23 protein-coding genes are annotated in these 23,470 nt (G+C 61.8%); 9 read left to right on the forward strand and 14 right to left on the reverse strand.

Annotated features, from left to right (window positions below; genetic code table 11):
• Window positions 1–34: 34 nt before the first annotated feature.
• The 4 genes from AC1Q9F_RS21590 to AC1Q9F_RS21605 all read right to left on the reverse strand — a co-directional run bounded on the left by AC1Q9F_RS21590 (window position 35) and on the right by AC1Q9F_RS21605 (window position 4,908).
• Complete coding sequence (locus tag AC1Q9F_RS21590; protein ID WP_492620931.1) at window positions 35–1,252, reverse strand: multidrug effflux MFS transporter; 1,218 nt, start codon at window positions 1,250–1,252, stop codon at window positions 35–37.
• Window positions 1,245–2,201, reverse strand: a complete 957-nt coding sequence (locus AC1Q9F_RS21595; RefSeq protein WP_492620932.1) for a diiron oxygenase — start codon at window positions 2,199–2,201, stop codon at window positions 1,245–1,247. The genes AC1Q9F_RS21590 and AC1Q9F_RS21595 overlap by 8 nt, the downstream gene beginning before the upstream one ends.
• Window positions 2,198–3,271: a SagB family peptide dehydrogenase gene (locus tag AC1Q9F_RS21600; RefSeq protein ID WP_492620933.1), complete on the reverse strand. Its 1,074-nt coding sequence runs from the start codon at window positions 3,269–3,271 to the stop codon at window positions 2,198–2,200. Before AC1Q9F_RS21600 ends, AC1Q9F_RS21595 begins: the two co-directional genes overlap by 4 nt.
• Before the next feature lie 440 nt (window positions 3,272–3,711).
• Window positions 3,712–4,908, reverse strand: a complete 1,197-nt coding sequence (locus AC1Q9F_RS21605; protein ID WP_085605910.1) for a class I SAM-dependent rRNA methyltransferase — start codon at window positions 4,906–4,908, stop codon at window positions 3,712–3,714.
• Between the two features lie 266 nt (window positions 4,909–5,174).
• Between AC1Q9F_RS21605 and AC1Q9F_RS21610 the strand changes: the two genes are divergently transcribed.
• The 3 genes from AC1Q9F_RS21610 to AC1Q9F_RS21620 all read left to right on the forward strand — a co-directional run bounded on the left by AC1Q9F_RS21610 (window position 5,175) and on the right by AC1Q9F_RS21620 (window position 7,237).
• Window positions 5,175–5,987, forward strand: coding sequence for an HDOD domain-containing protein (locus tag AC1Q9F_RS21610; protein ID WP_207986269.1), 813 nt, complete (start codon window positions 5,175–5,177; stop codon window positions 5,985–5,987).
• 44 nt (window positions 5,988–6,031) lie between these two features.
• Complete coding sequence (gene mutM, locus AC1Q9F_RS21615) at window positions 6,032–6,844, forward strand: bifunctional DNA-formamidopyrimidine glycosylase/DNA-(apurinic or apyrimidinic site) lyase (RefSeq protein WP_007953423.1); 813 nt, start codon at window positions 6,032–6,034, stop codon at window positions 6,842–6,844.
• 69 nt (window positions 6,845–6,913) lie between these two features.
• A complete protein-coding gene (locus tag AC1Q9F_RS21620; protein WP_207984238.1) occupies window positions 6,914–7,237 on the forward strand; it encodes a multidrug transporter in 324 nt (107 codons plus the stop codon).
• A gap of 38 nt (window positions 7,238–7,275) precedes the next feature.
• Here AC1Q9F_RS21620 and AC1Q9F_RS21625 read toward each other — a convergent pair whose 3' ends face one another.
• From AC1Q9F_RS21625 to AC1Q9F_RS21645, 5 genes are all read right to left on the reverse strand, one after another.
• A complete protein-coding gene (locus AC1Q9F_RS21625; protein ID WP_003195146.1) occupies window positions 7,276–7,527 on the reverse strand; it encodes a YfhL family 4Fe-4S dicluster ferredoxin in 252 nt (83 codons plus the stop codon).
• 102 nt (window positions 7,528–7,629) lie between these two features.
• A complete protein-coding gene (gene coaD, locus AC1Q9F_RS21630) occupies window positions 7,630–8,109 on the reverse strand; it encodes a pantetheine-phosphate adenylyltransferase (protein WP_007953414.1) in 480 nt (159 codons plus the stop codon).
• Window positions 8,110–8,224: 115 nt separating this feature from the next.
• Window positions 8,225–9,820 (reverse strand): GMC family oxidoreductase, encoded by a 1,596-nt coding sequence (locus AC1Q9F_RS21635; protein ID WP_207984237.1) that lies wholly within the window; start codon window positions 9,818–9,820, stop codon window positions 8,225–8,227.
• Window positions 9,821–9,862: 42 nt separating this feature from the next.
• Window positions 9,863–10,408, reverse strand: a complete 546-nt coding sequence (locus AC1Q9F_RS21640) for a twin-arginine translocation pathway signal protein (protein ID WP_492620934.1) — start codon at window positions 10,406–10,408, stop codon at window positions 9,863–9,865.
• Between the two features lie 24 nt (window positions 10,409–10,432).
• A complete protein-coding gene (locus tag AC1Q9F_RS21645; protein WP_492620935.1) occupies window positions 10,433–11,863 on the reverse strand; it encodes a coniferyl aldehyde dehydrogenase in 1,431 nt (476 codons plus the stop codon).
• A gap of 146 nt (window positions 11,864–12,009) precedes the next feature.
• Between AC1Q9F_RS21645 and AC1Q9F_RS21650 the strand changes: the two genes are divergently transcribed.
• Both AC1Q9F_RS21650 and AC1Q9F_RS21655 read left to right on the forward strand, forming a co-directional pair.
• Complete coding sequence (locus AC1Q9F_RS21650) at window positions 12,010–12,681, forward strand: TetR/AcrR family transcriptional regulator (protein ID WP_007953407.1); 672 nt, start codon at window positions 12,010–12,012, stop codon at window positions 12,679–12,681.
• Between the two features lie 28 nt (window positions 12,682–12,709).
• Complete coding sequence (locus tag AC1Q9F_RS21655; protein WP_207984235.1) at window positions 12,710–13,564, forward strand: sulfurtransferase; 855 nt, start codon at window positions 12,710–12,712, stop codon at window positions 13,562–13,564.
• Between the two features lie 4 nt (window positions 13,565–13,568).
• Here the strand turns inward: AC1Q9F_RS21655 and AC1Q9F_RS21660 are convergent, their stop codons facing one another.
• The 5 genes from AC1Q9F_RS21660 to AC1Q9F_RS21680 form a co-directional block, all read right to left on the reverse strand.
• Window positions 13,569–14,399, reverse strand: coding sequence for an AraC family transcriptional regulator (locus AC1Q9F_RS21660; protein WP_492620936.1), 831 nt, complete (start codon window positions 14,397–14,399; stop codon window positions 13,569–13,571).
• Between the two features lie 4 nt (window positions 14,400–14,403).
• Window positions 14,404–15,402, reverse strand: coding sequence for a hydrolase (locus AC1Q9F_RS21665; RefSeq protein ID WP_492620937.1), 999 nt, complete (start codon window positions 15,400–15,402; stop codon window positions 14,404–14,406).
• 63 nt (window positions 15,403–15,465) lie between these two features.
• Window positions 15,466–16,074: a 16S rRNA (guanine(966)-N(2))-methyltransferase RsmD gene (gene rsmD, locus AC1Q9F_RS21670; protein WP_492620938.1), complete on the reverse strand. Its 609-nt coding sequence runs from the start codon at window positions 16,072–16,074 to the stop codon at window positions 15,466–15,468.
• Window positions 16,074–17,561 (reverse strand): M16 family metallopeptidase, encoded by a 1,488-nt coding sequence (locus AC1Q9F_RS21675; protein ID WP_192562732.1) that lies wholly within the window; start codon window positions 17,559–17,561, stop codon window positions 16,074–16,076. Before AC1Q9F_RS21675 ends, rsmD begins: the two co-directional genes overlap by 1 nt.
• Window positions 17,554–18,909, reverse strand: a complete 1,356-nt coding sequence (locus AC1Q9F_RS21680; protein WP_150793210.1) for a M16 family metallopeptidase — start codon at window positions 18,907–18,909, stop codon at window positions 17,554–17,556. The genes AC1Q9F_RS21675 and AC1Q9F_RS21680 overlap by 8 nt, the downstream gene beginning before the upstream one ends.
• A 345-nt stretch (window positions 18,910–19,254) precedes the next feature.
• Between AC1Q9F_RS21680 and ftsY the strand changes: the two genes are divergently transcribed.
• From ftsY to rpoH, 4 genes are all read left to right on the forward strand, one after another.
• Window positions 19,255–20,763: a signal recognition particle-docking protein FtsY gene (gene ftsY, locus AC1Q9F_RS21685; protein ID WP_492620939.1), complete on the forward strand. Its 1,509-nt coding sequence runs from the start codon at window positions 19,255–19,257 to the stop codon at window positions 20,761–20,763.
• Window positions 20,760–21,431 carry a cell division ATP-binding protein FtsE gene (gene ftsE / locus AC1Q9F_RS21690; protein WP_007953396.1) on the forward strand — a complete coding sequence of 224 codons (672 nt, stop codon included), beginning with the start codon at window positions 20,760–20,762 and terminating at the stop codon, window positions 21,429–21,431. The genes ftsY and ftsE overlap by 4 nt, the downstream gene beginning before the upstream one ends.
• On the forward strand, window positions 21,428–22,453 hold the full coding sequence (gene ftsX / locus AC1Q9F_RS21695) for a permease-like cell division protein FtsX (protein WP_492620940.1): 1,026 nt from the start codon (window positions 21,428–21,430) through the stop codon (window positions 22,451–22,453). The genes ftsE and ftsX overlap by 4 nt, the downstream gene beginning before the upstream one ends.
• 116 nt (window positions 22,454–22,569) lie before the next feature.
• A complete protein-coding gene (gene rpoH, locus AC1Q9F_RS21700) occupies window positions 22,570–23,424 on the forward strand; it encodes an RNA polymerase sigma factor RpoH (protein ID WP_007953393.1) in 855 nt (284 codons plus the stop codon).
• Window positions 23,425–23,470 lie beyond the last annotated feature (46 nt).

The raw sequence follows: 23,470 nt of genomic DNA on the forward strand, positions 1-23,470 counted from the left end.
GCTGACGAAGCGTGCGGGATGACGACCGGCAGGATTAATCGCTGTCCGGTTGCCCCACCAGATCGTTGCGCCGACTGATCCGCGCGTTCAACGCCAGTGCCACCCCGCTGAGTATCACGAAGCTGTAGCCCAGCGTGGATTGCAGATTGGTCGGGCTCAGGCTGATCAAGGCACTGATCAAGCCGCCGCAGATGAAAATGATCGTGCTGCCGGCCGAGGCCGAGGTGCCGGCGTTTTCCGGAAACAGACTCATGGCCCGGGACGTGGCGGCCGGCCGGGCAATGGTGGTGCCGGCGGTACAGATCAGCATCGGGATCAGCACGGTCGCCGGAGCCAGTGCAAAGTTCGACGACAGGTACAGCATGGTCACGCCGGCGAACAGGATCAGGCTCAGGCCGACGACCATCTGCTGGCCGCTGTTGATGCGCCTGCTCAGCACGCTGGCGAGAATCCCCCCGGTGACGTAAGCCGCACCGTAGATCAGCAGGATCATCGAAAACTCGTAAGCGGACAGTTGCAGCCGATCCATGAAGATCAGCGGTGAGATCACGATGAATGAAAAGTGGCAGGCGAATGCAAACGCTGAAATCAGCCAGTAGCCGACGAAGTCGAAATCTCCCAGAACCCGTCGATAGGCCGTGAGGAAGTTCGTACGTGTGCCACTGGCGGTCGGTCGGGAGTTCTCCAGAAACAGCCAGGCCTTGAGCAGCACTGCGGCTGATAATGCGATGAACACCCAGAAGCTGCCGCGCCAGCCCAGCGTCGCCTGAAGAAATGTGCCAGCCAGCGGCGATATCGAGATGAAAATCCCGCCGGCGGTGACCATCAGGATCCGCAGGCGATCACGTTCTTCGCCTTCGAACAGGTCCTGCACCAGCGCCTGTGACAGCACGAAGCAACCGCAGCCCAGCGCCTGCACCACCCGGAACATCAGGAACAGCGAATAGTCCGAGGTCATCACGCACCCGAGGGCGCCGAGTATGGAAACGCTCATGCCGGCGAGCAGCAGCCCCTTGCGCCCGATCACATCCGACAGCGGCCCGATCAGCAACTGGGCGAAGGCAATTCCGACCGCAAACAGGCTGATCGACAGGGCGATGTCCGCCGGGGTGCGGCGAAAGTGTTCGGCCAGTGCCGGGAACGAAGGCAGCAGGACATCCAGTGGAAAGACGCCGAGCAACACCATTGCCAGCAAAAGACTGACAGCCCCGCGCCGCTGTCGTCGGGTCACCACAGATTGTCCGTCATCCATCGATCAGTCCTGCCCTAGCAAATAGTGTCTGGTTTTGAGGTTCGGCGAAAAATCCGGCTTTCTTCAATGCGTTCAATGTAGCGAGGCTGCCGGCGCGTGCCCGCCGTCGACTGGCCTGGGTCGTTGTCATCGTGCCGAGAATGTCCGTCACCGTGGTGTTTGCAATGCCCGCGCCACAGAGGCTTTCCTGCAGCCAGTGCTCATCCACTTCGAAGAAGATTTCCAGAACGTCGAGCAAGGTCGTCGCGGTGAACGTTCGCTGTTGCGGGTTCAGGTGCAGCCAGAGGTAGTGGAACACTTCGGTGAAATAGCGGCTGTGGCGCGCTTCGTCGGTGAGGTGATCGCGCAACATGTCGTTGACCCCGGACACCAGGCTGTCGCGGCAGACATCCAGCAGTTCACGGGCAATGATGGTTTCCGAGACGAAGCCCAGAAGAAAGCACGCCAGCGGCCGTTGCTCCTGCCCGGTGCGGGCAATCAGCAGGTTCATCCGGGTGATCCGTCTGGGCATGACCGGGCGCCCGGTGATGGCGTAGAGGCTGGCGATCTGCTCTGCCACCTGACTGGAAAACAGGGCGTGATAGCCCTCGTCGGTGTAGAGCTGGAGTGCGGCGGTTTTCATCGGCGCCGGCACTGCGACCGGCAGTTCGCTATGCACGATGGTTTCGACGGCGCGATTGACGATCCGGTGTTCGAGCAACGTGGTGTAGTCGAGAAAATGCACCAGATGCCGGGCCGTAAGCGGATGCAGCATCGAACGGCCCGCTGCTTCAATCGCCGGGTGGGCCAGATAGGGGAGGAATGCCGGCGGAAACCAGTGCCGGGTCTCCAGTTGTTCCTGCACGTTTTCCGGCAAGCGGTAATCGTGGGGGCTGGCGCGAACCGAGGCGCGGCTGTTCCAGTCGCTCAAGGTGAACTGAAAGACCGGTTCCGGGGCGAGGGCGCTCATGGTTGTGCCTCACGCAGCAGGTCGCGCATTTCCTGACACATCGCCTGGCCGTCGCTTTCCCCGCAACCGACGAAGAACAAGGGTTGCTCCGCACTGTTCTCGAGCTTCAGCAACGTTTCGACCTGATCGTCGGAAAACGCGCCCGTGAGCCAGGTGTTCATGCCCAGCGCTGTAGCCACCAGTTGAAATGTCTGCGAAAGGTGCCCGGCTTCGACGAACGCCATTCGATAGGCGCGCGAGTGCGGGTATTTCCACCAGAGCCGGTCGAAGCGGGCGGTGATGAACAGCCCCAATGGCAGGTTATTGATGAAATGCTGGCCACCCAGCAGATTGCCGGGCGCGGTGTCGGGCAAGGGGTTGATGAAGCTCAAGGCGTGTTCGACGGGGTGGTAGACATAAACCCCGGGCGCCAGTCCGTCGACGTTCTGGACAAACACGTAACCGGCGCAGGCATTGAGGCCGCCTCCGGAAGGGCTGCTGCGCCGCGCGCCCAGTCCATCGGCGATGCTGTCGTCGCAATCGGTTTCGCGTTCTCGCAGGTAACCGAGTGACAGGTAAAGCAAGGTGCCCACATAGTCCAGCGACACGGCAGCGCCGGTGAAGGATCGGCAGGTCTTTCGCCGGGTCAGTGAACTCGACAGGCTGTCGTCATTCAGTGCCAACGGTTCGGGCAGGGCGATGAGTGGGGTCGGACAGGTATCTGCAGGGATGTCGGCCGGCGGTGGAGTGGCAAGCACGGTGTTGCAGTGTTCGAGGTATTGCCTGGACCATTCCTGAATGTTTCGGGGAGTGTGCTCGCAAGGAATATCCCGAGTCCCGACATGGTAGATCCTGGACAGTTCATCCCAGCCCCAGGCAGGCGCTGAGATTTTTGAAGAAGTCAGTATTCCGGAATTCAATAGCTGTGTGTCTATTATGTTGCTGTTGTCATATAAGTCAGGGTTGTGGACAAGTTGCGCCAGTCGGGAAGAATATTCAAGATCAAGTTCATGTTGAGTATGGTCTTTGTAGTTCCAGACTATCTGGCCGGGCGTTCGCGGCAGTATGAACAAATAAGGATTTATATGCATGTTGGGGCACGCTGCTCTGGATAGGTGCTTTGTCAGAGGCGCTGGGTAGCCGGCTATACCCAGCGCCAACCTTACTTAACGGGCTTTAGGTGCGACCAGAAAAGCCAGGTTTGCGAGGGTGCGGGATTCCAGAGTAATTGCTTTCATGATTGAACTCCTTGTTCATTGTTGCTTCGTGGTTAGTTGGTGTCACCTTCGTGGTGACGACTTAATAATAGTTTGTAATGGATTAATCGCAAGCAAATATTAAGTAGGAATAATCCAGTAATTTTGTCGGAGTGATCTTTGGCTGGAAGTGAGTGTGTGAGTTAAATATCAGTAAATAACGTATTCGCGGAAATATCCTGCACGTCGGCAGGACAATAAATGTAGGAAAGCAAAGTTAAAGGCAAAAAGAAGGGGAGCCCGTGGGCTCCCCTTCTTTATACGCATCGATCCCGTTAGCTGTTCGGCAGCAGGCGGCAGGTGATGCTCTTGATGTAGCGGGTTTCCGGGATGGCCGGGTGTACCGGGTGATCCGGGCCCTGACCGCCGCGCTCCAGCAGCTGGATGTTGCGGTCCAGATGGCGGGCACTGGTCAGCAGGATGTTCTGCAGGTCGTCTTCCGGCAGGTGCATCGAGCACGAAGCGCTGAACAGGATGCCGTCCTTGGTGAGCAGGCGCATGGCTTGCTCGTTCAGGCGACGGTAGGCGCCTTCACCGTTCTTCAGGTCTTTCTTGCGCTTGATGAACGCAGGCGGGTCGGCAACGATCACGTCGAAGCGCTCTTCGCTGGCCTTGAGTTCCTTCAGGGCTTCGAAGACGTCGCCTTCGATGCAGGTCATCTTGTCGGCGAAACCGTTCAGTGCGGCGTTGCGCTCAACGCCGTCGAGGGCGAAGCCCGATGCGTCGACGCAGAACACTTCGCTGGCGCCGAATGCGGCGGCTTGCACGCCCCAGCCACCGATGTAGCTGTACAGGTCCAGCACGCGTTTGCCTTTGGCGTAAGGGGCCAGGCGCGCGCGGTTCATGCGGTGGTCGTAGAACCAGCCGGTTTTCTGACCTTGAACCACTGGTGCTTCGAACTTCACGCCGTTCTCTTCCAGCGCCACCCACTCCGGCACCACGCCGAACACGGTTTCGGTGTAACGCTCGAGGCCTTCGGCATCGCGCGCGGCGGAGTCGTTCTTGAACAGGATGCCGCTTGGCTTGAGCACTTGGGTCAGCGCCGCGATCACGTCATCTTTATGGGCTTCCATGGTCGCCGAGGCGAGCTGGACCACAAGGATGTCGCCGAAACGGTCGACCACCAGACCCGGCAGCAGGTCGGAATCGCCGTAGACCAGACGATAGAACGGTTTGTCGAACAGGCGCTCGCGCAGCGACAGGGCCACGTTCAGGCGATGCACCAGCAGCGACTTGTCCAGCGGCAGCTTGATGTCGCGCGACAGCAGGCGTGCGCAGATCAGGTTGTTCGGGCTCATGGCAACGATGCCCAGCGGCTTGCCGCCGGCGGCTTCGAGAATCGCCTGGTCGCCGGCCTTGAAGCCGTGCAACGGGGTGGCGGCCACGTCGATTTCGTTGCTGTAGACCCACAGGTGACCGGCGCGCAGGCGACGGTCGGCGTTGGCTTTGAGGCGCAAGCTAGGCAGGGACATGACGTCGCTCCGGAAAAAAGAGCGGGAGTATACCGTGTTGCGCTGCACGCGGGTTCGACGCTGGACACGCGGCGCGTCAGCCCGGCCTGCAAATGAATGAAGGCAGAATTTCCCGGATGGTCTTGAATGAAAGTTTCCGCCGATCTGCCCCCGATGTGTCGTCCGTCGGTTTTTAGAGGTTAGAATCGCCGCCTGTCCCAGAGTGTGTACTTATGTCCCAAGAGCTGACCACCGAACAGATTCAACAGTCCCTGCAAGGCATCAGCGTGCCTGCGCAGCCGCAGATCATGGTGGATCTGCAAATGGAGCAATACATGCCCGACCCGGATCTGGAGACGATCGCCAAGCTGATCTCCCAGGATCCCGGCCTGTCCGGCTCGCTGCTGAAAATCGTCAACTCGCCGTATTACGGCTTGAGCAACAAGATCACTTCGATCAAGCGCGCGGTGAACCTGTTGGGCAGCCGTTCGATCGTCAATCTGATCAACGCGATGTCGATCAAGGGCGAGATGAACGACGACACGATCGTCACCCTCAACCGTTTCTGGGATACCGCCCAGGATGTGGCCATGACTTGTCTGACCCTGGCCAAGCGCGTCGGCACCGAGGCCAGCGACGAGGCTTACGCCTTGGGCCTGTTCCATGACTGCGGCGTGCCGCTGATGCTTCAGCGTTTTCCGGATTACATGAAGACACTCGAACTGGCTTATGCCAACGCGAGCGTCGAGCGCCGGGTCGTGGACACCGAGAACGACGTCTACAACACCAACCATTCTGTGGTGGGTTACTACACCGCGAAGTCCTGGCGCCTGCCGGAACACGTTAGCGCGGCCATCGCCAACCACCACAATGCCCTGGCGATCTTCAGCGACGAGACTTCGCGCAACACTCAGATGAAAAACCTGCTGGCGATCCTGAAAATGGCCGAGCACATCTGCGCGTCGTACCGGGTACTGGGCAACCAGACCGAAGACTTTGAATGGCAGGCCGTCGGGCCGCTGGTGCTGGAATACATCGGCCTCTCGGATTACGACTTCGAAACGTTGAAGCAGACCATCCGCGAGCTTGGCGCGCACTGATTTAGCAGCTCATGATTCCAGAAGACCAATGATCCGAGACCCCCATGCCTGAATTGCCGGAAGTCGAAACCACCCGCCGCGGCATCGCCCCGCACCTGGAAGGCCAGCGCGTCAGCCGGGTGATCGTGCGTGACCGGCGGCTGCGCTGGCCGATTCCCGAAGACCTCGATGTGCGCCTGTCCGGGCAGCGCATCGTGCTGGTCGAGCGGCGTGCCAAGTATCTGCTGATCAATGCCGAGGTCGGCACGCTGATCAGTCACTTGGGCATGTCGGGTAACTTGCGGTTGGTGGAGGTCGGGATGCCGGCGGCCAAGCATGAGCATGTCGATATCGAACTGGAGTCGGGACTGGCCCTGCGCTACACCGATCCTCGGCGTTTTGGGGCGATGCTCTGGAGTACCGACCCGCTCAATCACGAGTTGCTGATTCGCCTGGGCCCGGAGCCGTTGACCGATCTGTTCGATGGCGAGCGCTTGTATCAGCTGTCACGCGGGCGTTCTATGGCGGTCAAGCCGTTCATCATGGACAACGCGGTGGTGGTGGGGGTCGGCAATATCTATGCGACCGAAGCGCTGTTCGCCGCCGGTATCGATCCGCGCCGTGAAGCCAAAGGCATTTCCCGGGCGCGTTATTTGAAGCTGGCGATCGAGATCAAACGCATCCTCGCTGCCGCCATCGAGCGAGGCGGCACCACGTTGCGTGATTTCATCGGTGGCGACGGGCAGCCGGGGTATTTCCAGCAGGAACTGTTTGTCTACGGTCGCGGCGGCGAGCACTGCAAGGTCTGCGGCACGGGCCTGCGGGAAATGAAGCTCGGCCAGCGCGCGAGCGTCTGGTGCCCGCGCTGCCAGAGCTGAGCAAAGCCTCCGAAAAAGTCCTACGGTCTATAGTGAGTTGTCTCACTGTTCAGCCCGAAGGATCGTGCCATGAAGTCCTTGCAAACCCTCATCGTCTTACTGCTGCTGTGCTTCAGCCTGACTGTTCAGGCCACGGAAGGCGGCAGCGGTGACCCTCGTTACGCCATCCAGAATCCACCGGCCTACGCCATGCTCGGCGATCTGCTGATTGCCCGACCATTGCTGGTGGTGGCAACGGTGATCGGTGCCGGGGCGTTCGTCGTGTCGTTGCCGTTCACCGCGCTGGGTGGCGGAATTGGCGATGCGGGAGAGGCGCTGGTGGTGGCGCCGGCGAAAGCGGCGTTCGTGCGTTGCCTGGGCTGCACAGGGGAGGGATTCGAACAGCGCGAATGACGCGATCGCAGCCGGGAGCTGCGATCGGATTCAGTGGCTCAAGCCTTGCCGGTGATCTTGCGGTACTTCTCCATCAACTGTTCTTCAGTCTCCGGATGGGCTTCGTCCAGTGGAATGCAATCCACCGGGCAGACCTGCTGGCACTGCGGCTCGTCGTAGTGGCCGACGCACTGGGTGCACAGGTTCGGGTCGATCACGTAGATCTCTTCGCCTTGGGAAATGGCGGCGTTCGGGCACTCGGGTTCGCAGACGTCGCAGTTGATGCAATCGTCGGTGATGATCAGGGACATGCTAACTCCAGCCGGGGCGGGGAGCCCGGGCGCTATGAATCAATGCGCGCAATTGTGCCGCATTGGCGCCCGTAGTGCACGCGGGCGCCGTTTGAACGGTCGTTACTTCTTGAAGCGCAGGGTCAGGGCTTCGGCCACCGCCGGGTGGACGAACTTGCTGATATCGCCGCCCAGGGCCGCGATTTCCCGCACCAGGGTCGAGGAAATGAACGAATACCGCTCGGACGGGGTGAGGAACAGGCTCTCCACATCCGGGGCCAACTGGCGGTTCATGTTGGCGAGCTGGAATTCGTACTCGAAGTCCGACACCGCGCGCAGGCCACGCAGGAACACGTTGGCGTTCTGCTCTTTGGCGAAATGCGCCAGCAGCGTCGAGAAACCGACCACTTCCACGTTCGGCAGGTGTTTGGTGACCTCGCGGGCCAGCTCGACCCGTTGTTCCAACGGGAACAGCGGATTCTTCTTGGGGCTGGCGGCGACGGCGATGATCACGTGGTCGAACAGGCGCGAGGCGCGTTCGACCAGATCGCCATGGCCCTTGGTAATAGGGTCGAAGGTACCTGGGTACAACACTCGGTTCATCGCGTCGTCCTGGCGGGAATCCGTTGGGGAGTCGGATGGTATCGCAGCCGTCCCGGTCGGGAAAGTCGCCTGTTGGGTAAGAAAGCACTATAGACGATCGGAATTTTCGTCTTTTTCACGGGTTTCTCAACCGTTCGCCGAGGGATGTCGCCAGTTGCGCCGTCAGACCATACACCGACAACTGCGGGTTGGCGCCGATGCTGGTGGGGAACAGCGAGCCGTCGTGAATCGACAGATTGCGCAGTTGATGATGGCGGCCGAGGCTGTCGGTGACCGCGGTTTTCGGATCCTCGCCCATCGCGCAACCGCCCATGACGTGGGCGCTGCCCAGGCGGGTGCGGTACAGCTCCAGACTCAGGCTGTCGATCAACGAGCGGGCCTCGGCCAGACTGTTCACGTAGCGCGCATCGGCGTGCATCGGCATCACCGCTTTGGCGCCGCCGGCGAACTGGATCTCCGCCATGCTATGGAAGGATCGGCGCAGACCCTCCCAGGTGTAAGGCGACACCTGATAGTCGAGCACCGGCGAGCCGTCACCGCGCAATTCGACGCTGCCGCCCTGACTGTCCGGATGAAAACCGTCGCGCAGCAGGGCGAGCATCGCGTGGGTGTGCGGCAGGTCCGCCATGTGTTGCGCGCTTTCCTGACCGAACCCGCCGAGCAACGTGGCGGCCAGTGCGGGGTGCAGCGGCGGTACTTCCAGTTTGTAGGCCATCGGGCCGGTGGTGCCGTCCTTCCACTGGAAATGATCCGAGTAGATCGACTGCGGCGCACCGTAAAACGGGTTGATGACTTCGTCGAAACGCCCGGCGGACATGTTCACCAGATGCAGGAAGGTGCGCTTGCCCAGCCGTTTGTGCGGATCCGGTGCGTCCGAGCGCATCAGCAGCGCCGGGCTGTTGATCCCGCCGCCGGCCAGCACGTAATGCCGCGCCTTGACGGTGATCGTGCGTCCAGTCGGTTCGACGCAGCGTTCGTCCATCGCCACGCATTGCAGGCCGGTGACCTTGTCGCCGCTGATCAACAGCTTTTCGGCCCGGGCCAGATAAAGCAGCTCGCCACCCTTTTCCAGGGTCGCCGGAATGGTCGTGACCATCATCGATTGCTTGGCATTGGTCGGGCAGCCCATGCCGCAGTAGCCCAGATTCCAGCAGCCGCGCACGTTGCGCGGGATCACGTGCCAGCTGTAGCCGAGCTGTTCGCAGCCTTTGCGGATCACGTCGTTGTTCGCGTTGGGCGGCACCATCCAAGGGGCGACGCCGAGACGCTGCTCCATTTTTTCGAACCACGGCGCCATGTCGGCGGGGCTGTGGCCTTTGACGTTGTGCTCTTTGGCCCAGTGTTCGAGGGTTGGTTCGGGCGTGCGAAAGCTCGAGGTCCAGTTGATCAGCGTGGTGCCGCCGACCGCGCGGCCCTGAAGGATGGTGATCGCGCCGTCCTTGCTCATGCGGCCGATACCTTCCTGATAGAGGCTGCTGTAGGCCTGGTCTTCCAGCAGTTTGAAATCGCTGCTGGTCTTGAGCGGGCCTTCTTCGATCAGCAGCACTTTATAGCCGGCGGCGCTGAGGATTTCCGCCGTAGTGCCGCCACCGGCGCCGCTGCCGATGATGGCGACGTCGGCTTCCAGGGTCAGGTCATCGGTGAGTTGCGCGCCGTTGTAGGTTTTCCAGCCACGGGCAAGGCCTTCGCGAAACGGGTCGGGTACGGGCATCGATCAGGTTCTCTTATTATTGTTTTGCGTGGGTCGTCAGGCTCAAACGGCGGGCGGGCCGGGGTAACCGCAATGGGCCCAGGATTCGGCGCGGGTGTACCAGGCCATCATCACCATTTGCAGCAACGAGCTGTGGCCCATGCGCAGCAGACTCAGCGAGCTGTTTTCCCAGCGTTCGAGGAAGTGACGGATCGCCTCGGGGCTGGCGTTTTCCCAACTGCCCCAGATTCCGGTCAATGGCCCGCGCGTCACGGCCATGCCCAGCACATCGAACAGTTGCCGGGTGAGCTTGAGCATTTCCGGCGACAGGTGATCGAGGCTGTAATCCAGCGACTTCAGGGTGCCATCGACAGCGGCGGGCATCTTTTCCGCTGCGACTGCGCCATCCAGCATCACTGGAATCAACGCACGCAGAAACAGCAAATCGCCGCTGCGCAACGCGGCGAAGCCGTTGGCTGAAACGCTCGACGAACAGCCGCTGAGGCTGGCACCAAGGCCAGCGGTGGCGAGAAAAGCCGTGGCGCCCAGGCTGAATTTCAGCAGGCCACGGCGCGACAGGGCAGGTGTTTCGGTCAGGCTTGGGTGCATTGTTGTTATTACCCGGCGGTGACGTTAGCGAATGAACAGTTTCTGGATCAGTTTCTGAATGGATTTGCCGTAGGGCGGGTAGATCAGCTTCGCCGCGTTGAAGCGCTGTTTGACCAGCACGCCCTTGGCCTTGCTGAACGTCAGGAAACCCTCGTGCCCGTGGTAATGGCCCATGCCCGACGGGCCGATGCCGCCGAACGGCATGTCGTCCTGCGCCACGTGCAGCAGCGTGTCGTTGAGGCAGACGCCACCGGAATGGGTTTCGCTGAGCACGCGCTTCTGTTCGCGCTTGTCGTAGCCGAAGTAGTAAAGAGCCAGAGGACGTGGCCGCTGATTGATGTAAGCAAATGCCTGATCCAGATCCTGATACGGCACGATCGGCAACAACGGGCCGAAGATTTCGTCCTGCATCACCGTCATCTCGTCGCTGACATTCAGCAGCAGGCTGTGCGGCATGCGCCGGCCCTGGCCCTGATCGAACAGCGGAATCAGCAGCGCGCCCTTGCTGGTGGCGTCGCTGAGGTAGCTATTGAGCCGCGCCAGTTGGCGCTCGTTGATGATCGCGGTGTAGTCCGGATTGTCGGCAAGCGTCGGATAAAACCCGCGCACCGCCTGGCGATAGGCTTCGACGAAACCGCCAATGCGCGCTTCCGGCACCAGCACATAGTCCGGGGCCACGCAGGTCTGGCCGGCGTTGAGGGTCTTGCCGAAGGCGATGCGTTCGGCGGCGTCCTTGAGCGGCACGTCGTGGGAAACGATGGCCGGGGATTTGCCGCCCAGTTCGAGAGTCACCGGCGTCAGGTTTTCTGCCGCTGCGCTCATCACATGCCTGCCGACGCTGGTGGAGCCGGTGAACAGCAGGTGGTCGAAGCGCATCTTTGAAAACGCCACGCCGACATCGGCCTCGCCGAGGACCACGCACACCAGATCCTCGGGGAAGATCCGCGCCAGCAGTTCCTTGAGCAGCAGACCGGTGGCCGGGGTCGATTCGCTGAGTTTCAGCATCACCCGATTACCGGCCGCGAGGGCGCCGGTCAACGGGCCTATGGCCAGGAACAGCGGGTAGTTCCACGGCACGATGACGCCGACCACACCCAGTGGCTGATACACGACTTTCGCCGACGCCGGCTGGAAAGCCACACCCACTTTGCGCCGCGAAGGTTTCATCCACTGACTGATGTGCTGGCTGGCGTAGTGAATGCCGTGCAGGCTCGGCATCAGTTCGGCGAGCAGGGTTTCATCGGCGCTGCGGTGGCTGAAGTCGGAGCTGATGGCGTCGATCAGAGCCTGCCGTTCGCTGCTCAGCAAATCGCGCAGGGCCTTGAGCCATTGCTGACGCTGGGCCGCAGGTGGCATCGGGTTGGCGGCGTACGCGGCGCGCTGCGCATCGAACAGCCGGTTGAGCTCTTCCAGCGGCTGTTGCAGCGTTTGCAGGTAGGCAATATCGGCAGTCATCGTCAGCTCCGGAGATGTTGTTGTGAGGAACTTTTTAGAGTCTATGCTCTAGAAAGTCAAATGGCTTCCTTGCGCATCCTGGTTTTATCCCGTTCCGGTTAGGTCGTAAGATGCCCCCCAACGCACTCTGAATTAAAGCTCAAGCCATGGCCCCACGGATCAAAACCAGCGAGCGCATCGTGCAGAACAGCCTCGAGCTGTTCAATCAGCAGGGCGAGCGCAGCATCAGCACCAATCACATCGCCGCCCACATGGAGATTTCTCCGGGCAATCTGTACTACCACTTCCCCAACAAGCAGGCGATCATCGCCGTGCTGTTCAGTGAGTACGAAAGCCTGGTGGACAGTTTCCTGCGTCCGCCCCAGGGCCGTGCCGCGACGGTCGAAGACAAGCGTTTCTATCTCAAGGAATTGCTTTCTGCGATGTGGCGCTACCGTTTCCTGCACCGCGATCTCGAGCATCTGCTCGACAGCGATCCGGATCTGGCCGGGCGTTACCGGCGCTTCTCCCAGCGCTGTGTGATCCAGGGCGCGGCGATCTACGAAGGCTTTGTTGCCGCCGGGATCCTGAAGATGGACCGGGTGCAGATCGAATCCCTGACCCTCAACGCGTGGATCATCCTCACCTCGTGGGTGCGCTTCCTGTGCACGACCCGGGAAAACTCCAATCACCTCAGCGAGCAGGCCATCAAGCGTGGCGTGTATCAGGTGCTGGTGCTGGAAGCAGGGTTCGTTACCGAGCAGGCCCGCGATGAGGTCAACGCCTTGTTCGAAGAGTTTTACGTGCCGCTGGCCCAGGCCCTCGAAGAAAGACCGTAATTCCATTTCCTCACTGGAGTCGTTCGCTATGCCGATTGCGCAACTGATCAGCCCGACCGCACTGGATGCCCGCAAGGCGCAGCCGGGGCTGGTGATTCTCGATTGCCGTTTTGCCCTCGAAGACCCGGATTACGGCCAGCGCAGCTACGCCGAGGGGCATATTGCCGGGGCACATTTCGCCGATCTTGAACGCGACCTCAGCGGCCCGGTGACCAAAGGCGTGACCGGTCGCCATCCGCTGCCGGAGCCGGCGGCGCTGATCGAACGCCTGCAAACGTTCGGCATCGACAATGACAGCGACGTGGTTCTGTATGACGACGGCCCGGGCGCCTATGCGGCGCGGGCCTGGTGGTTGCTGGCGTGGTTGGGCAAGCGCGACGGCGTGTTCATTCTCGATGGCGGGCTCAAGGCCTGGCATGCGGCGGGGCTGCCGCTGAGTCTTGATCCACCGTCAGCGGCCCGGGGTAACTTCAGCGGCCAGCCGGACATGAGCCTGTTGCTCAGCGCCGAGCAGTTGCAGCAGCGCCTCGGCCAGCCGGCCCTGACCCTGCTCGATGCCCGCGCCTTGCCGCGCTTCAAGGGTGAAGTGGAGCCGATCGACCCGATCGCCGGGCACATTCCCGGTGCGCAATGCGCGGCGTTTACCGACAATCTGGGCAGCGACGGGCGTTTCCTGCCGGCCGATCAGCTCAAGCAGCGTTTCGCCGCGAAACTCGGCGAGCGTTCGCCAAACGATCTGGTGGCTTACTGCGGCTCCGGGGTGACGGCGTGTCACAACCTGTTCGCCCTGTGCCTGGCGGGTTATCCGTTGGGTTCGCTGTATGCCGGATCGTGGAGCGAGTGGATCAACGAGCCGTCGCGCGGTATCGCCACCGGCGAGTAAACGCTCAGCGATCCAGCCGCGCGCTGCGATAGGCCGCCGGCCCCACGCCATAGACCTGTTTGAATTGCCGGCTCAGATGGCTCTGGTCGGCAAATCCCAGCTGCGTGGCGACTTCCACCGGCAGGCAGCCGCTCTGCAACAAGCCCCGCGCGCAGGCGATCCGCTGCTGCATCAGCCAGCTGTGCGGCGGCATGCCGGTGGCGCGGCGGAACACCCGGGCGAAGTGGAAGGGCGAAAGATTCACGGCCGCCGCCAGTTCTTCCAGCGAGGGCGGCGCCGCCAGTTGCGCGTGCAGCAACTCCTTGGCCATCGCCACCGCGCGATGCTCCTTGCCGGGGTTGCCGCTGATCTGCACCGCCGCGTGACGCTGCAACAGCAGCATCATCATTTCCCGCCACACCGTTTGCTGCTGCAACGCGGTGGCGGGGCTTTCCAGCAAACGATGCAACTGACAGAAACCGTTGACCAGATCCGGATCGCGATACAGCGTCGCGCCGAAGGCCGGCATCGGTGCGGTCGGCAGCTCCAGCTCATTCAGCAGCGCGACGATCTGCCCGGTGTCGGGATAGAACGCCCGGTACAGCCAGCCGTCCTCGGTGCCTTTGTGGCCGTTATGCACCTCGTCCGGATTGATCAGCACCAGCGTGCCGCTGCCCGCCAGGTGTTCGGCGCCGCGATATCGGTAGCGCTGGGCGCCGGCCATGATCATGCCGATCACATAACCGTCGTGGACGTGCGGGGCGAAACGATGCTCGATGTAGCGCGCGGTCAGCAGCTCGACCCCGGCCAGGGGCGCGGCTTGCCAGAAACGGATCGACTCGCCGTGATCGCTCATGAGCTCACCCGCGCCCCGCGTCGGCCAGCCACTGCGGAATCCGTCGTTCTAGGTAATAACCCGGTTGGCGGAGCGTGCCGTCAACGAAACCGACGTGCCCGCCCTTGTTCTGCAATTCGAACTGGGTCGTGGCCGACAACTCACTGGCCTGCGGCAGGCTGTGGGGAAACACGAACGGGTCGTCCGCCGCCTGAATGATCAGGGTCGGCGTGCGGATCTCGCCGAGAAAGTAACGGCTCGACGCACGGCGATAGTAATCCTCGGCATCGGCAAAACCATGCAGCGGCGCGGTCACCCGGCCATCGAAATCCCAGAAAGTGCGCATGTTTTCCAGCGAACCGAGCGCGGCCAGTGCGGCGAGACCGTCCTCGCGCCCGTCGTGCTGGAACTGGCGCTGCTTGTTCTTGATGTAGGCGACCATCTCGCGCATGAAGTGCGCCTGATAGACCTTCGAGAAACCCTGGCCAATACGGTCGGCACATTGATCGAGGCGAAACGGCACCGATACCGCCACTGCACCAAGCACGCCGCTGGCGCTGCCGGTTTCCCCCAGATGCTTGAGCAGCACATTGCCGCCGAGTGAATAGCCGACCGCATACAACGGCGCCAGTGGCCGCTTGGCTTTCAGATGACGGATGGTTTCGGCGAGGTCTTCGCTGGCGCCGGAATGGTAGCTGCGCGGCAACAGGTTCGGCTCGCCGGAGCAGCCGCGCCAGTTCAGCGCAACACTGGCCCAGCCTTGCGCGGCGAGCGCTGCCTGGATCCCGGCGACGTAAGGCGAATTGGAAGAACCGGTCAGCCCGTGCAGCACCAGCACCAGAGGCGCGTCGGCGCTGTGCGGGCCGTGCCAGTCGAGGTCGAGAAAGTCACCGTCGTCCAGCCACAGCCGTTCGCGCTGGCGATCAAGGTGCACGGTTTTGCGCCACAGCGGCCCCCACAAGGTTTGCAGGTGCGGATTGCCGAGGCCGAAGGCAGGGATGAACGGTTTTGACGAAGGGGACACGATTGCTCTCGATGCAGCGCAGCGAGCCTCGGCTGAGACTCGCCGCTTTTTCAGGCCGGTCGGTTAATCGGCGATCACTGCCATACGTTGCCACAACGCGTAGTACACCCGCCCGGATTTCTGCTCACGGTGCAGGCGCCAGTTGCCCGGCAGGCCGAGGGTCGATGGCGCGGTTTCGCTTTCAGTGTAGATCCACGAATCGTCGGCCAGCCATTGGCGCTCTTCCAGCAATGAGCACACCGTCGGCAGCAGGTTCTGATTGAACGGCGGGTCGAGGAACACCAGGTCGAACGCGGTTGCGGTCTGGGTTTCGAGGTAGCGCAGCGCATCGGCGGTCTGCACGTGACCGTTGGTGCAGCGCAGCGTGCCGAGGTGTTCTTTCAGGCTGGAGACCGCGACGTGGCTGGCATCCAGCGCCTGACCCATGGCCGCGCCACGGGACAGCGCTTCGAGAAACAACGCGCCGCTGCCGGCGAACGGATCGAGCACCTTGGCCCCGGCAACGTACGGCGCGAGCCAGTTGAACAGGGTTTCGCGCACCCGGTCCGGCGTCGGACGCAGGCCCGGCGCATCAGGAAAGCTCAGCTTTCGGCTGCGCCATTCGCCGCCGATGATGCGCAACTGGTTCACACCGTTGTGCAGTTTTTGTACAGGTTTCTTTGGACTGGCCATTAATGCTCCGGAACCCCGAGCGGCTGCTCGGCAGGTTTATCAGATGGGGCCGGTAACGGCTTTTGCGGCACGGTCGGGCCAGCGCTGACGATGACCAGTTTATCCGTGCTCAAGTGTTTGTTCAGAACATCGCGAACCTGCTCGACTGTCAGACTCTGGGACTGACGCATGAAGTCGTCCAGATAACTCAGCGGCAGGTTGTAGAAGCCCATGGCGCCAAGTTGACCGACGATATCGGCATTGCTCGCGGTGGACAGCGGGAAGCTGCCGGCCAGTTCGCGCTTGGCGTCGTCGAGTTCTTTCTGGGTCGGGCCGGTCTTGAGGTAGTCGGCGAGCACGTCCTGCACCAGTTTCAGGGTGCCTTCGCTCATTTCCGCGCGGGTCTGCAGGTTGATCATGAACGGGCCGCGAGCCTGCATCGGGCTGAAGGCCGAATACACGCCGTAAGTCAGGCCGCGCTTTTCGCGGACTTCGCTCATCAGACGGGTGCCGAAACCGCCACCGCCGAGGATCTGGTTGCCCATCGACAGCGCGGCGTAGTCTGGGTCATCACGGTCGATGCCCAGTTGCGCGATCATCAGGTTGGTCTGCTTCGACGGAAACTCGATGTGGCCGATGCCGGCTTTCGGCTCGGTCGGTTGCTCGACTTTCGCCAGTGCCGGGCCTTTTGGCAGTGCAGCGGACACCTGATTGGCAATCGCCTCGGCTTCGCTGCGGGACAGATCGCCCACCAGCGCGATCACCACGTTGCCGGCCGCGTAGGCCTTGGCGTGGAACTCACGCAGTTGCGCCAGCGTGATCTTCGGCACGCTTTGCGCGTTGCCGTCGCTGGAATGGGCGTACGGGTGATTGCCGTACAGACGCTTCATCAGCTCCAGGCTGGCGAGTTTGCCGGGGTTCTGTTTCTGGTACTCGAAACCGGCGAGCATCTGGTTCTTGATGCGCGCGAAGGAGTCGGCCGGGAAGGTCGGTTTGCCCACCACTTCCGAGAACAGCTTCAGCGCCGGCTCACGTTTGTCAGCAGCACTGAGGCTGCGCAGCGACGCGATGGCCATGTCCTTGTAGGCGCCGTTGCCGAAATCCGCACCCAAGCCTTCGAAACCTTGGGCGATGGCGCCGACATCCTTGCCCGCCACGCCTTCGTTGAGCATGGCGTTGGTCAGCAGGGCCAGGCCCGGCGCGTTGCCGTCCTGGCTGCTGCCGGCGGAGAAGATCAGGCGCATGTCGAACATCGGCAGTTCGCGGGCTTCGACGAACAGCACCTTGGCGCCTTCGGCGGTGTTCCAGGTCTGCACGTCGAGCTTGCGGCTGGCCGGGGCTTTGCCGTCGAGTTCGGCCAGCGATTGCAGCTTCTGGCTGGACTTGGCGTTATCCAGCGCTTCGCTGGCCTTGGTGTTGTCGCTTGGCACCAGGTAGAACGCGGCGGAGCCGATGATGGCCACCGCGATCAGGCCGAGCAGCAGGCGTGGGGTTTTGCGCTCACTCATGAGTCGTCTCCAGTGGCAGGACGTGGGCGACGCTGAGACGTTCGCGGGTGAAATACAGCTTGGCGGCGTTCTGGATGTCTTGCGGGGTGACGCTTTCCAGATCGGCCAGTTCGGTGTCCATCAGCTTCCACGACAGGCCGACGGTCTCCAGCTGGCCGATGGCGGTGGCCTGGCTGGTGATCGAATCACGCTCGAAGACCAGACCGGCGATGACCTGCGCACGCACGCGCTCCAGTTCTTCGGCGGAGGGTGCGGTGGTTTTCAGCTGTTCCAGCAGTTTCCACAGGCCGGCTTCCGCCTGGGCCATGGTTTTTTTCTTCTGGGTGTTCGGTGTGGCCGACAGGGTGAACAGGCTGTCGCCGCGGGTGTAGGCGTCGTAGCTCGACGAACCACCGGACACCAGTTCTTCACCGCGCTCCAGTTGGGTCGGGATGCGCCCGCTGTAGCCGCCGTCCAGCAGCGCCGAAATCAGGCGCAAGGCGTTGACCGAGCGTTTGTCTTCGGCGGTGGCGATGCTCGGGACGTTGAAACCGAGCATCAGGCTCGGCAGTTGGGTCTGCACGTGCAGGGTGATCTGGCGTTCGCCGGGTTCGGCCAGCTCCAGCGGCTTTTTCGCCGGCGGCACGTCGCGTTTCGCGATTGGCCCGAAGTAGCGCTGGGCGAGGGTCTTCACCTCGTCCGGGGTTACGTCGCCGACCACCACCAGCGTGGCGTTGTTCGGCACGTACCAGGATTGGTACCAGTGACGCAGCTCTTCGACCTTCATTCGCTCAAGGTCAGCCATCCAGCCGATGGTCGGCGTGTGATAACCGCTGGCCGGGTAGGCCATGGCCTTGTAGCGCTCGTAGGCCTTGGACATCGGCTTGTCGTCGGTGCGCAGGCGGCGTTCTTCCTTGATGACTTCGATTTCCTTGGCGAACTCGTCGGCCGGCAGGCGCAGGTTGGCCATGCGGTCGGCTTCCAGTTCGAAGGCCACGCCCAGACGGTCGCGGGCCAGCACCTGGTAATAAGCGGTGAAGTCGTCGCTGGTGAACGCGTTCTCTTCGGCGCCGAGGTCGCGCAGGATCAGCGAGGCTTCGCCGGGGCCGACTTTCTCGCTGCCCTTGAACATCATGTGCTCGAGGGCGTGGGACAGACCGGTCTGGCCCGGGGTTTCGTAGCTGGAACCGACCTTGTACCAGACCTGCGACACCACCACCGGCGCGCGATGGTCTTCGCGCACGACGACCTTCAGACCGTTGTCGAGGGTGAATTCGTGGGTCGGTTGCGGGTCGGCCGCCAGGGCCGAAAGGGGCAGGCAGACTGTGCTGAGCAGCAGGCCTGCGGCGCGGCGGGCTAGAGCATTCATTCGTTTTTAAACCTGTTGGGCTGCCCGCTTGGTCTTAGCGTCGGCGGGCGAGAGGGTGCTAGGATACTGATCCGTTTTACTGGCGGCCACGCCTATCAGGCCACTGATCGGTCTATAGGTTGTACGGGTTACCGGCAGAAGCTTTGAGTTTCTCAGCTAAACTCTGCGTTTTCGCCGACGATGCCGTTCCAGTCCTTCGTATTTAATGACCTTTGAGGTGCTTTTGGCGCCTCGACAAAATGTTGCGCGTGAACAAGCTGGGTGAAACACAGTCTGTTCTGCATCGAATATTTATTTGCCGGGGCGCCCCTGTGGCGCGTCGCTACCGTGAGATAGCCGTCCTCCATGTTTGGTTCCAACGACGACAAGAAGACCCCAGCTGCGGCTGGCGAGAAGAAAAGCCTGTTCGGATGGCTGCGCAAGAAACCGCAGGAACCCGTCGTCGAACAGCCGACTGCCATTCCTGAGCCAGCCCCTGCGCCCGCTCCCGTAATAGAAGAAGCGCCGGCACCGGTTGTGCTGCCGATCGCCGAGCCGGTGCTGCAACCGGTGGCCGAGGCCGAGCCTGAAGTGCCGGCTGCCGCCGAATTGCCGCTGACCCCGGCCAGCGAACCGTGGCTGACCTTGCCAGTGGCGGAAGAGCCGGTGGCGCTGGTTGAAGAGGCTGCGTCGCACGTTACGCCGCCGATTCCTGCGCCGGTTGCGTTCACGCCTGAGCCTGTTCAGGCGCCGGTGGTGGAAGCTGCTCCTGTCATTCCAGAACCTGTGGTTGCTCCGATTGCTCCGGTTGCCCCGATTGTCGAAGCGCCCGAGCCTGCACCTGCACCTGCACCTGCACCTGCACCGGTCGCCGTAGCGCCAGTCGCTCCTGTGGAAGTCCAGGTTGAAACCCCGGTCGAGGCCCCGCGCACCGAAGAGTCCAAGGCCGGTTTCTTCGCCCGTCTCAAGCAGGGCCTGTCCAAGACCAGCGCCAGTATCGGCGAGGGCATGGCCAGCCTGTTCCTCGGCAAGAAAGCCATCGATGACGATCTGCTCGACGATCTCGAAACCCGCCTGCTGACTGCCGACGTCGGCGTCGAGGCGACTTCGGTGATCATTCAACGTCTGACCCAGAAGGTCGCACGTAAAGAGCTGGCCGATTCCGACGCCCTGTACAAATCCCTGCAGGCCGAGCTGGCTGCAATGCTCAAACCGGTCGAGCAGCCGCTGAAGATCGCTTCCCAGAACAAGCCGTTCGTGATTCTGGTGGTCGGCGTCAACGGCGCCGGCAAGACCACCACCATCGGCAAACTGGCTAAGAAACTGCAACTGGAAGGCAAGAAAGTCATGTTGGCCGCCGGTGACACCTTCCGTGCGGCGGCTGTCGAGCAGTTGCAGGTCTGGGGCGAGCGCAACAAGATTCCGGTGATTGCCCAGCACACGGGCGCGGACTCGGCTTCGGTGATCTTCGACGCCGTGCAGGCCGCCAAGGCCCGTGGCATCGATGTGCTGATCGCCGACACCGCCGGTCGTCTGCACACCAAAGACAACCTGATGGAAGAACTGAAGAAGGTTCGCCGGGTGATCGGCAAGCTCGACGCCGATGCGCCGCACGAAGTGCTGCTGGTGCTCGACGCCGGCACCGGCCAGAACGCCATCAACCAGGCCAAGCAATTCAACCAGACCGTCGAACTGACCGGCCTGGCGCTGACCAAGCTCGACGGCACCGCCAAGGGCGGGGTGATTTTCGCCCTGGCCAAGCAATTCGGCCTGCCGATCCGCTACATCGGCGTCGGTGAAGGCATCGACGATCTGCGTACCTTTGAAGCCGAACCCTTTGTCCAGGCACTGTTTGCCGAGCGGGAGCGTTCATGATTCGTTTCGAACAGGTCGGTAAACGCTACCCGAACGGTCACGTCGGCTTGCATGAGCTGAGCTTTCGAGTCCGTCGCGGCGAGTTCCTGTTTGTCACCGGCCACTCCGGTGCCGGTAAATCCACGTTGTTGCGCCTGTTGCTGGCGATGGAACGTCCGACCAGCGGCAAACTGCTGCTCGCCGGGCAGGACCTGAGCACCATCAGCAATGCGCAGATTCCGTTCCTGCGTCGGCAGATCGGCGTGGTGTTCCAGAACCATCAACTGCTGTTCGATCGCACGGTGTTCAACAACGTCGCGTTGCCGTTGCAGATTCTCGGGCTGTCCAAGGTCGAGATCGCCAAGCGCGTCGATTCGGCGCTGGAGCGCGTGGCGCTGTCGGACAAGGCCGAGTTGTATCCGGGCGACCTGTCGACGGGTCAGCAACAGCGCGTCGGCATTGCCCGCGCCATCGTTCACCGTCCGGCCCTGCTGCTGGCGGACGAACCGACCGGTAACCTCGACCCGCGTCTGGCGGCCGAGATCATGGGCGTGTTCGAAGACATCAACCGTCTGGGCACCAGCGTGCTGATCGCCAGTCACGATCTGGCGCTGATCGCGCGCATGCGCCATCGCATGCTGACCCTGCAACGCGGCCGATTGATCGGCGACGGGGAGGCCGGCGTATGAGTGCAACACGCAGTCCGAAGGTTTCCGAGCGCGTGGCCCCGAAGGCCGCCGATCCGCAACCGCCAAAGAAGAAAAAGCACGACGATGACGACGGCCCGGACTTCGCCACGTTGTTCCGTGCCTGGATCGAAAGCCATCGCGCCAGCTGGATCGACAGCCTGCGCCGTCTCGGCAAGCAGCCGATCGGCAGCTTCTTCACCTGCATGGTGATGGCGGTTGCGCTGAGCCTGCCGATGGGTCTTTCGCTGTTGCTGAGCAACGTCGAACGTCTGGGCGGCTCGTGGCAGCGCGCGGCGCAGATCTCGCTGTATCTGGAACTTGAAGCGAGTCCTGCTCAGGGCGAAGCGTTGCGTGATCAGATCAAGGGCATGCCGGGCGTAGCTGATGCTGAATATGTCGGCCGCGACCAGGCGCTGGAAGAGTTCCAGCAGCAGTCCGGCTTGGGCGAAGCCCTGCGTGAGCTGCCGGAAAACCCGCTGCCGGGCGTGGTGCTGGTGACGCCGAATGAGGTCGACAAATCGACCCTGGAAGCATTAAGACAAAAACTTTCCGAGCTGCCCAAGGTACAACAGGCGCAACTTGATCTAGTCTGGGTCGAGCGTCTGGCCGCCATCCTCAAGCTCGGCGACCGTTTTGTGTTCGGTCTGACGGTGTTGCTGGTTTCCGCATTACTTTTGGTGATAGGCAATACCATTCGTCTTCATATTGAAAACCGCCGCACCGAGATAGAAGTGATTAAACTCGTCGGCGGCACCGACAGCTATGTGCGTCGTCCCTTCCTTTATATGGGCGCGCTGTATGGCTTCGGTGCGGGGCTGCTGTCCTGGGGTGTTTTGGCGTTCGGCCTGAACTGGCTGAACGACGCGGTGGTCGGGCTGGCCGGCTTGTACGGCAGTGATTTCGCACTGGCCGGCGTGCCAATTGCCGACGGTCTGTCGCTCTTGCTTGGCGCGGTGCTGTTGGGTTATATCGGTGCATGGATTGCAGTCGCACGTCATCTCAGGGAGCTGGCGCCGAAGTAGAATCTTTTTTTGCGCGTGATTGACCTTTCAGTGGTTAAGGAAACTTTCATTTGAGTTTCCGGTCAATTTTTCGCAATGCTGAAAAGCATGAGTATGTAAGTCGGAGGTTTTTCCGTATGTCCAATTCTTTGCAACCTGCGTATGCCTTGGTTCCAGGCGCAAACCTGGAAGCCTACGTGCACACCGTCAACAGCATTCCATTGCTGACGCCGGAGCAGGAGCGTGAACTGGCCGAGAGTCTCTACTATGAGCAGGATTTGGGGGCGGCTCGGCAGATGGTGCTCGCCCACCTGCGGTTTGTCGTACACATCGCCCGTAGCTATTCCGGCTACGGTCTGGCTCAGGCTGACCTGATCCAGGAAGGTAACGTCGGCCTGATGAAGGCTGTGAAGCGTTTCAACCCGGAAATGGGCGTGCGTCTGGTGTCCTTCGCGGTGCACTGGATCAAGGCCGAGATTCACGAGTTCATCCTGCGCAACTGGCGGATCGTGAAGGTCGCGACCACCAAGGCCCAGCGCAAGCTGTTCTTCAACCTGCGCAGCCAGAAGAAACGTCTGGCCTGGCTGAACAACGAGGAAGTCCACCGTGTGGCGGAAAGCCTCGGCGTCGAGCCGCGTGAAGTGCGTGAGATGGAAAGTCGCCTGACCGGCCATGATATGGCCTTCGACCCGGCCGCGGAAGCGGACGACGACAGCGCTTTCCAGTCGCCGGCCAACTACCTGGAAGACCACCGGTACGACCCGGCGCGTCAACTGGAAGATGCCGACTGGAGCGACAACTCCAATCACAACCTGCACGAAGCGCTGGAAGTGCTGGACGAACGCAGCCGCGACATCCTCTACCAGCGCTGGCTGGCAGAAGAGAAAGCCACGCTGCACGACCTGGCGCAGAAGTACAACGTGTCGGCCGAGCGGATCCGTCAGCTCGAGAAGAGCGCGATGAACAAGCTCAAGTTGTCGATTGCCGCATAAACGGTAGTCCGACAATAAAAAACGCCCCGATCAGTGATGATCGGGG

Source organism: Pseudomonas sp. GW823-FHT04A03, assembly GCF_058796615.1.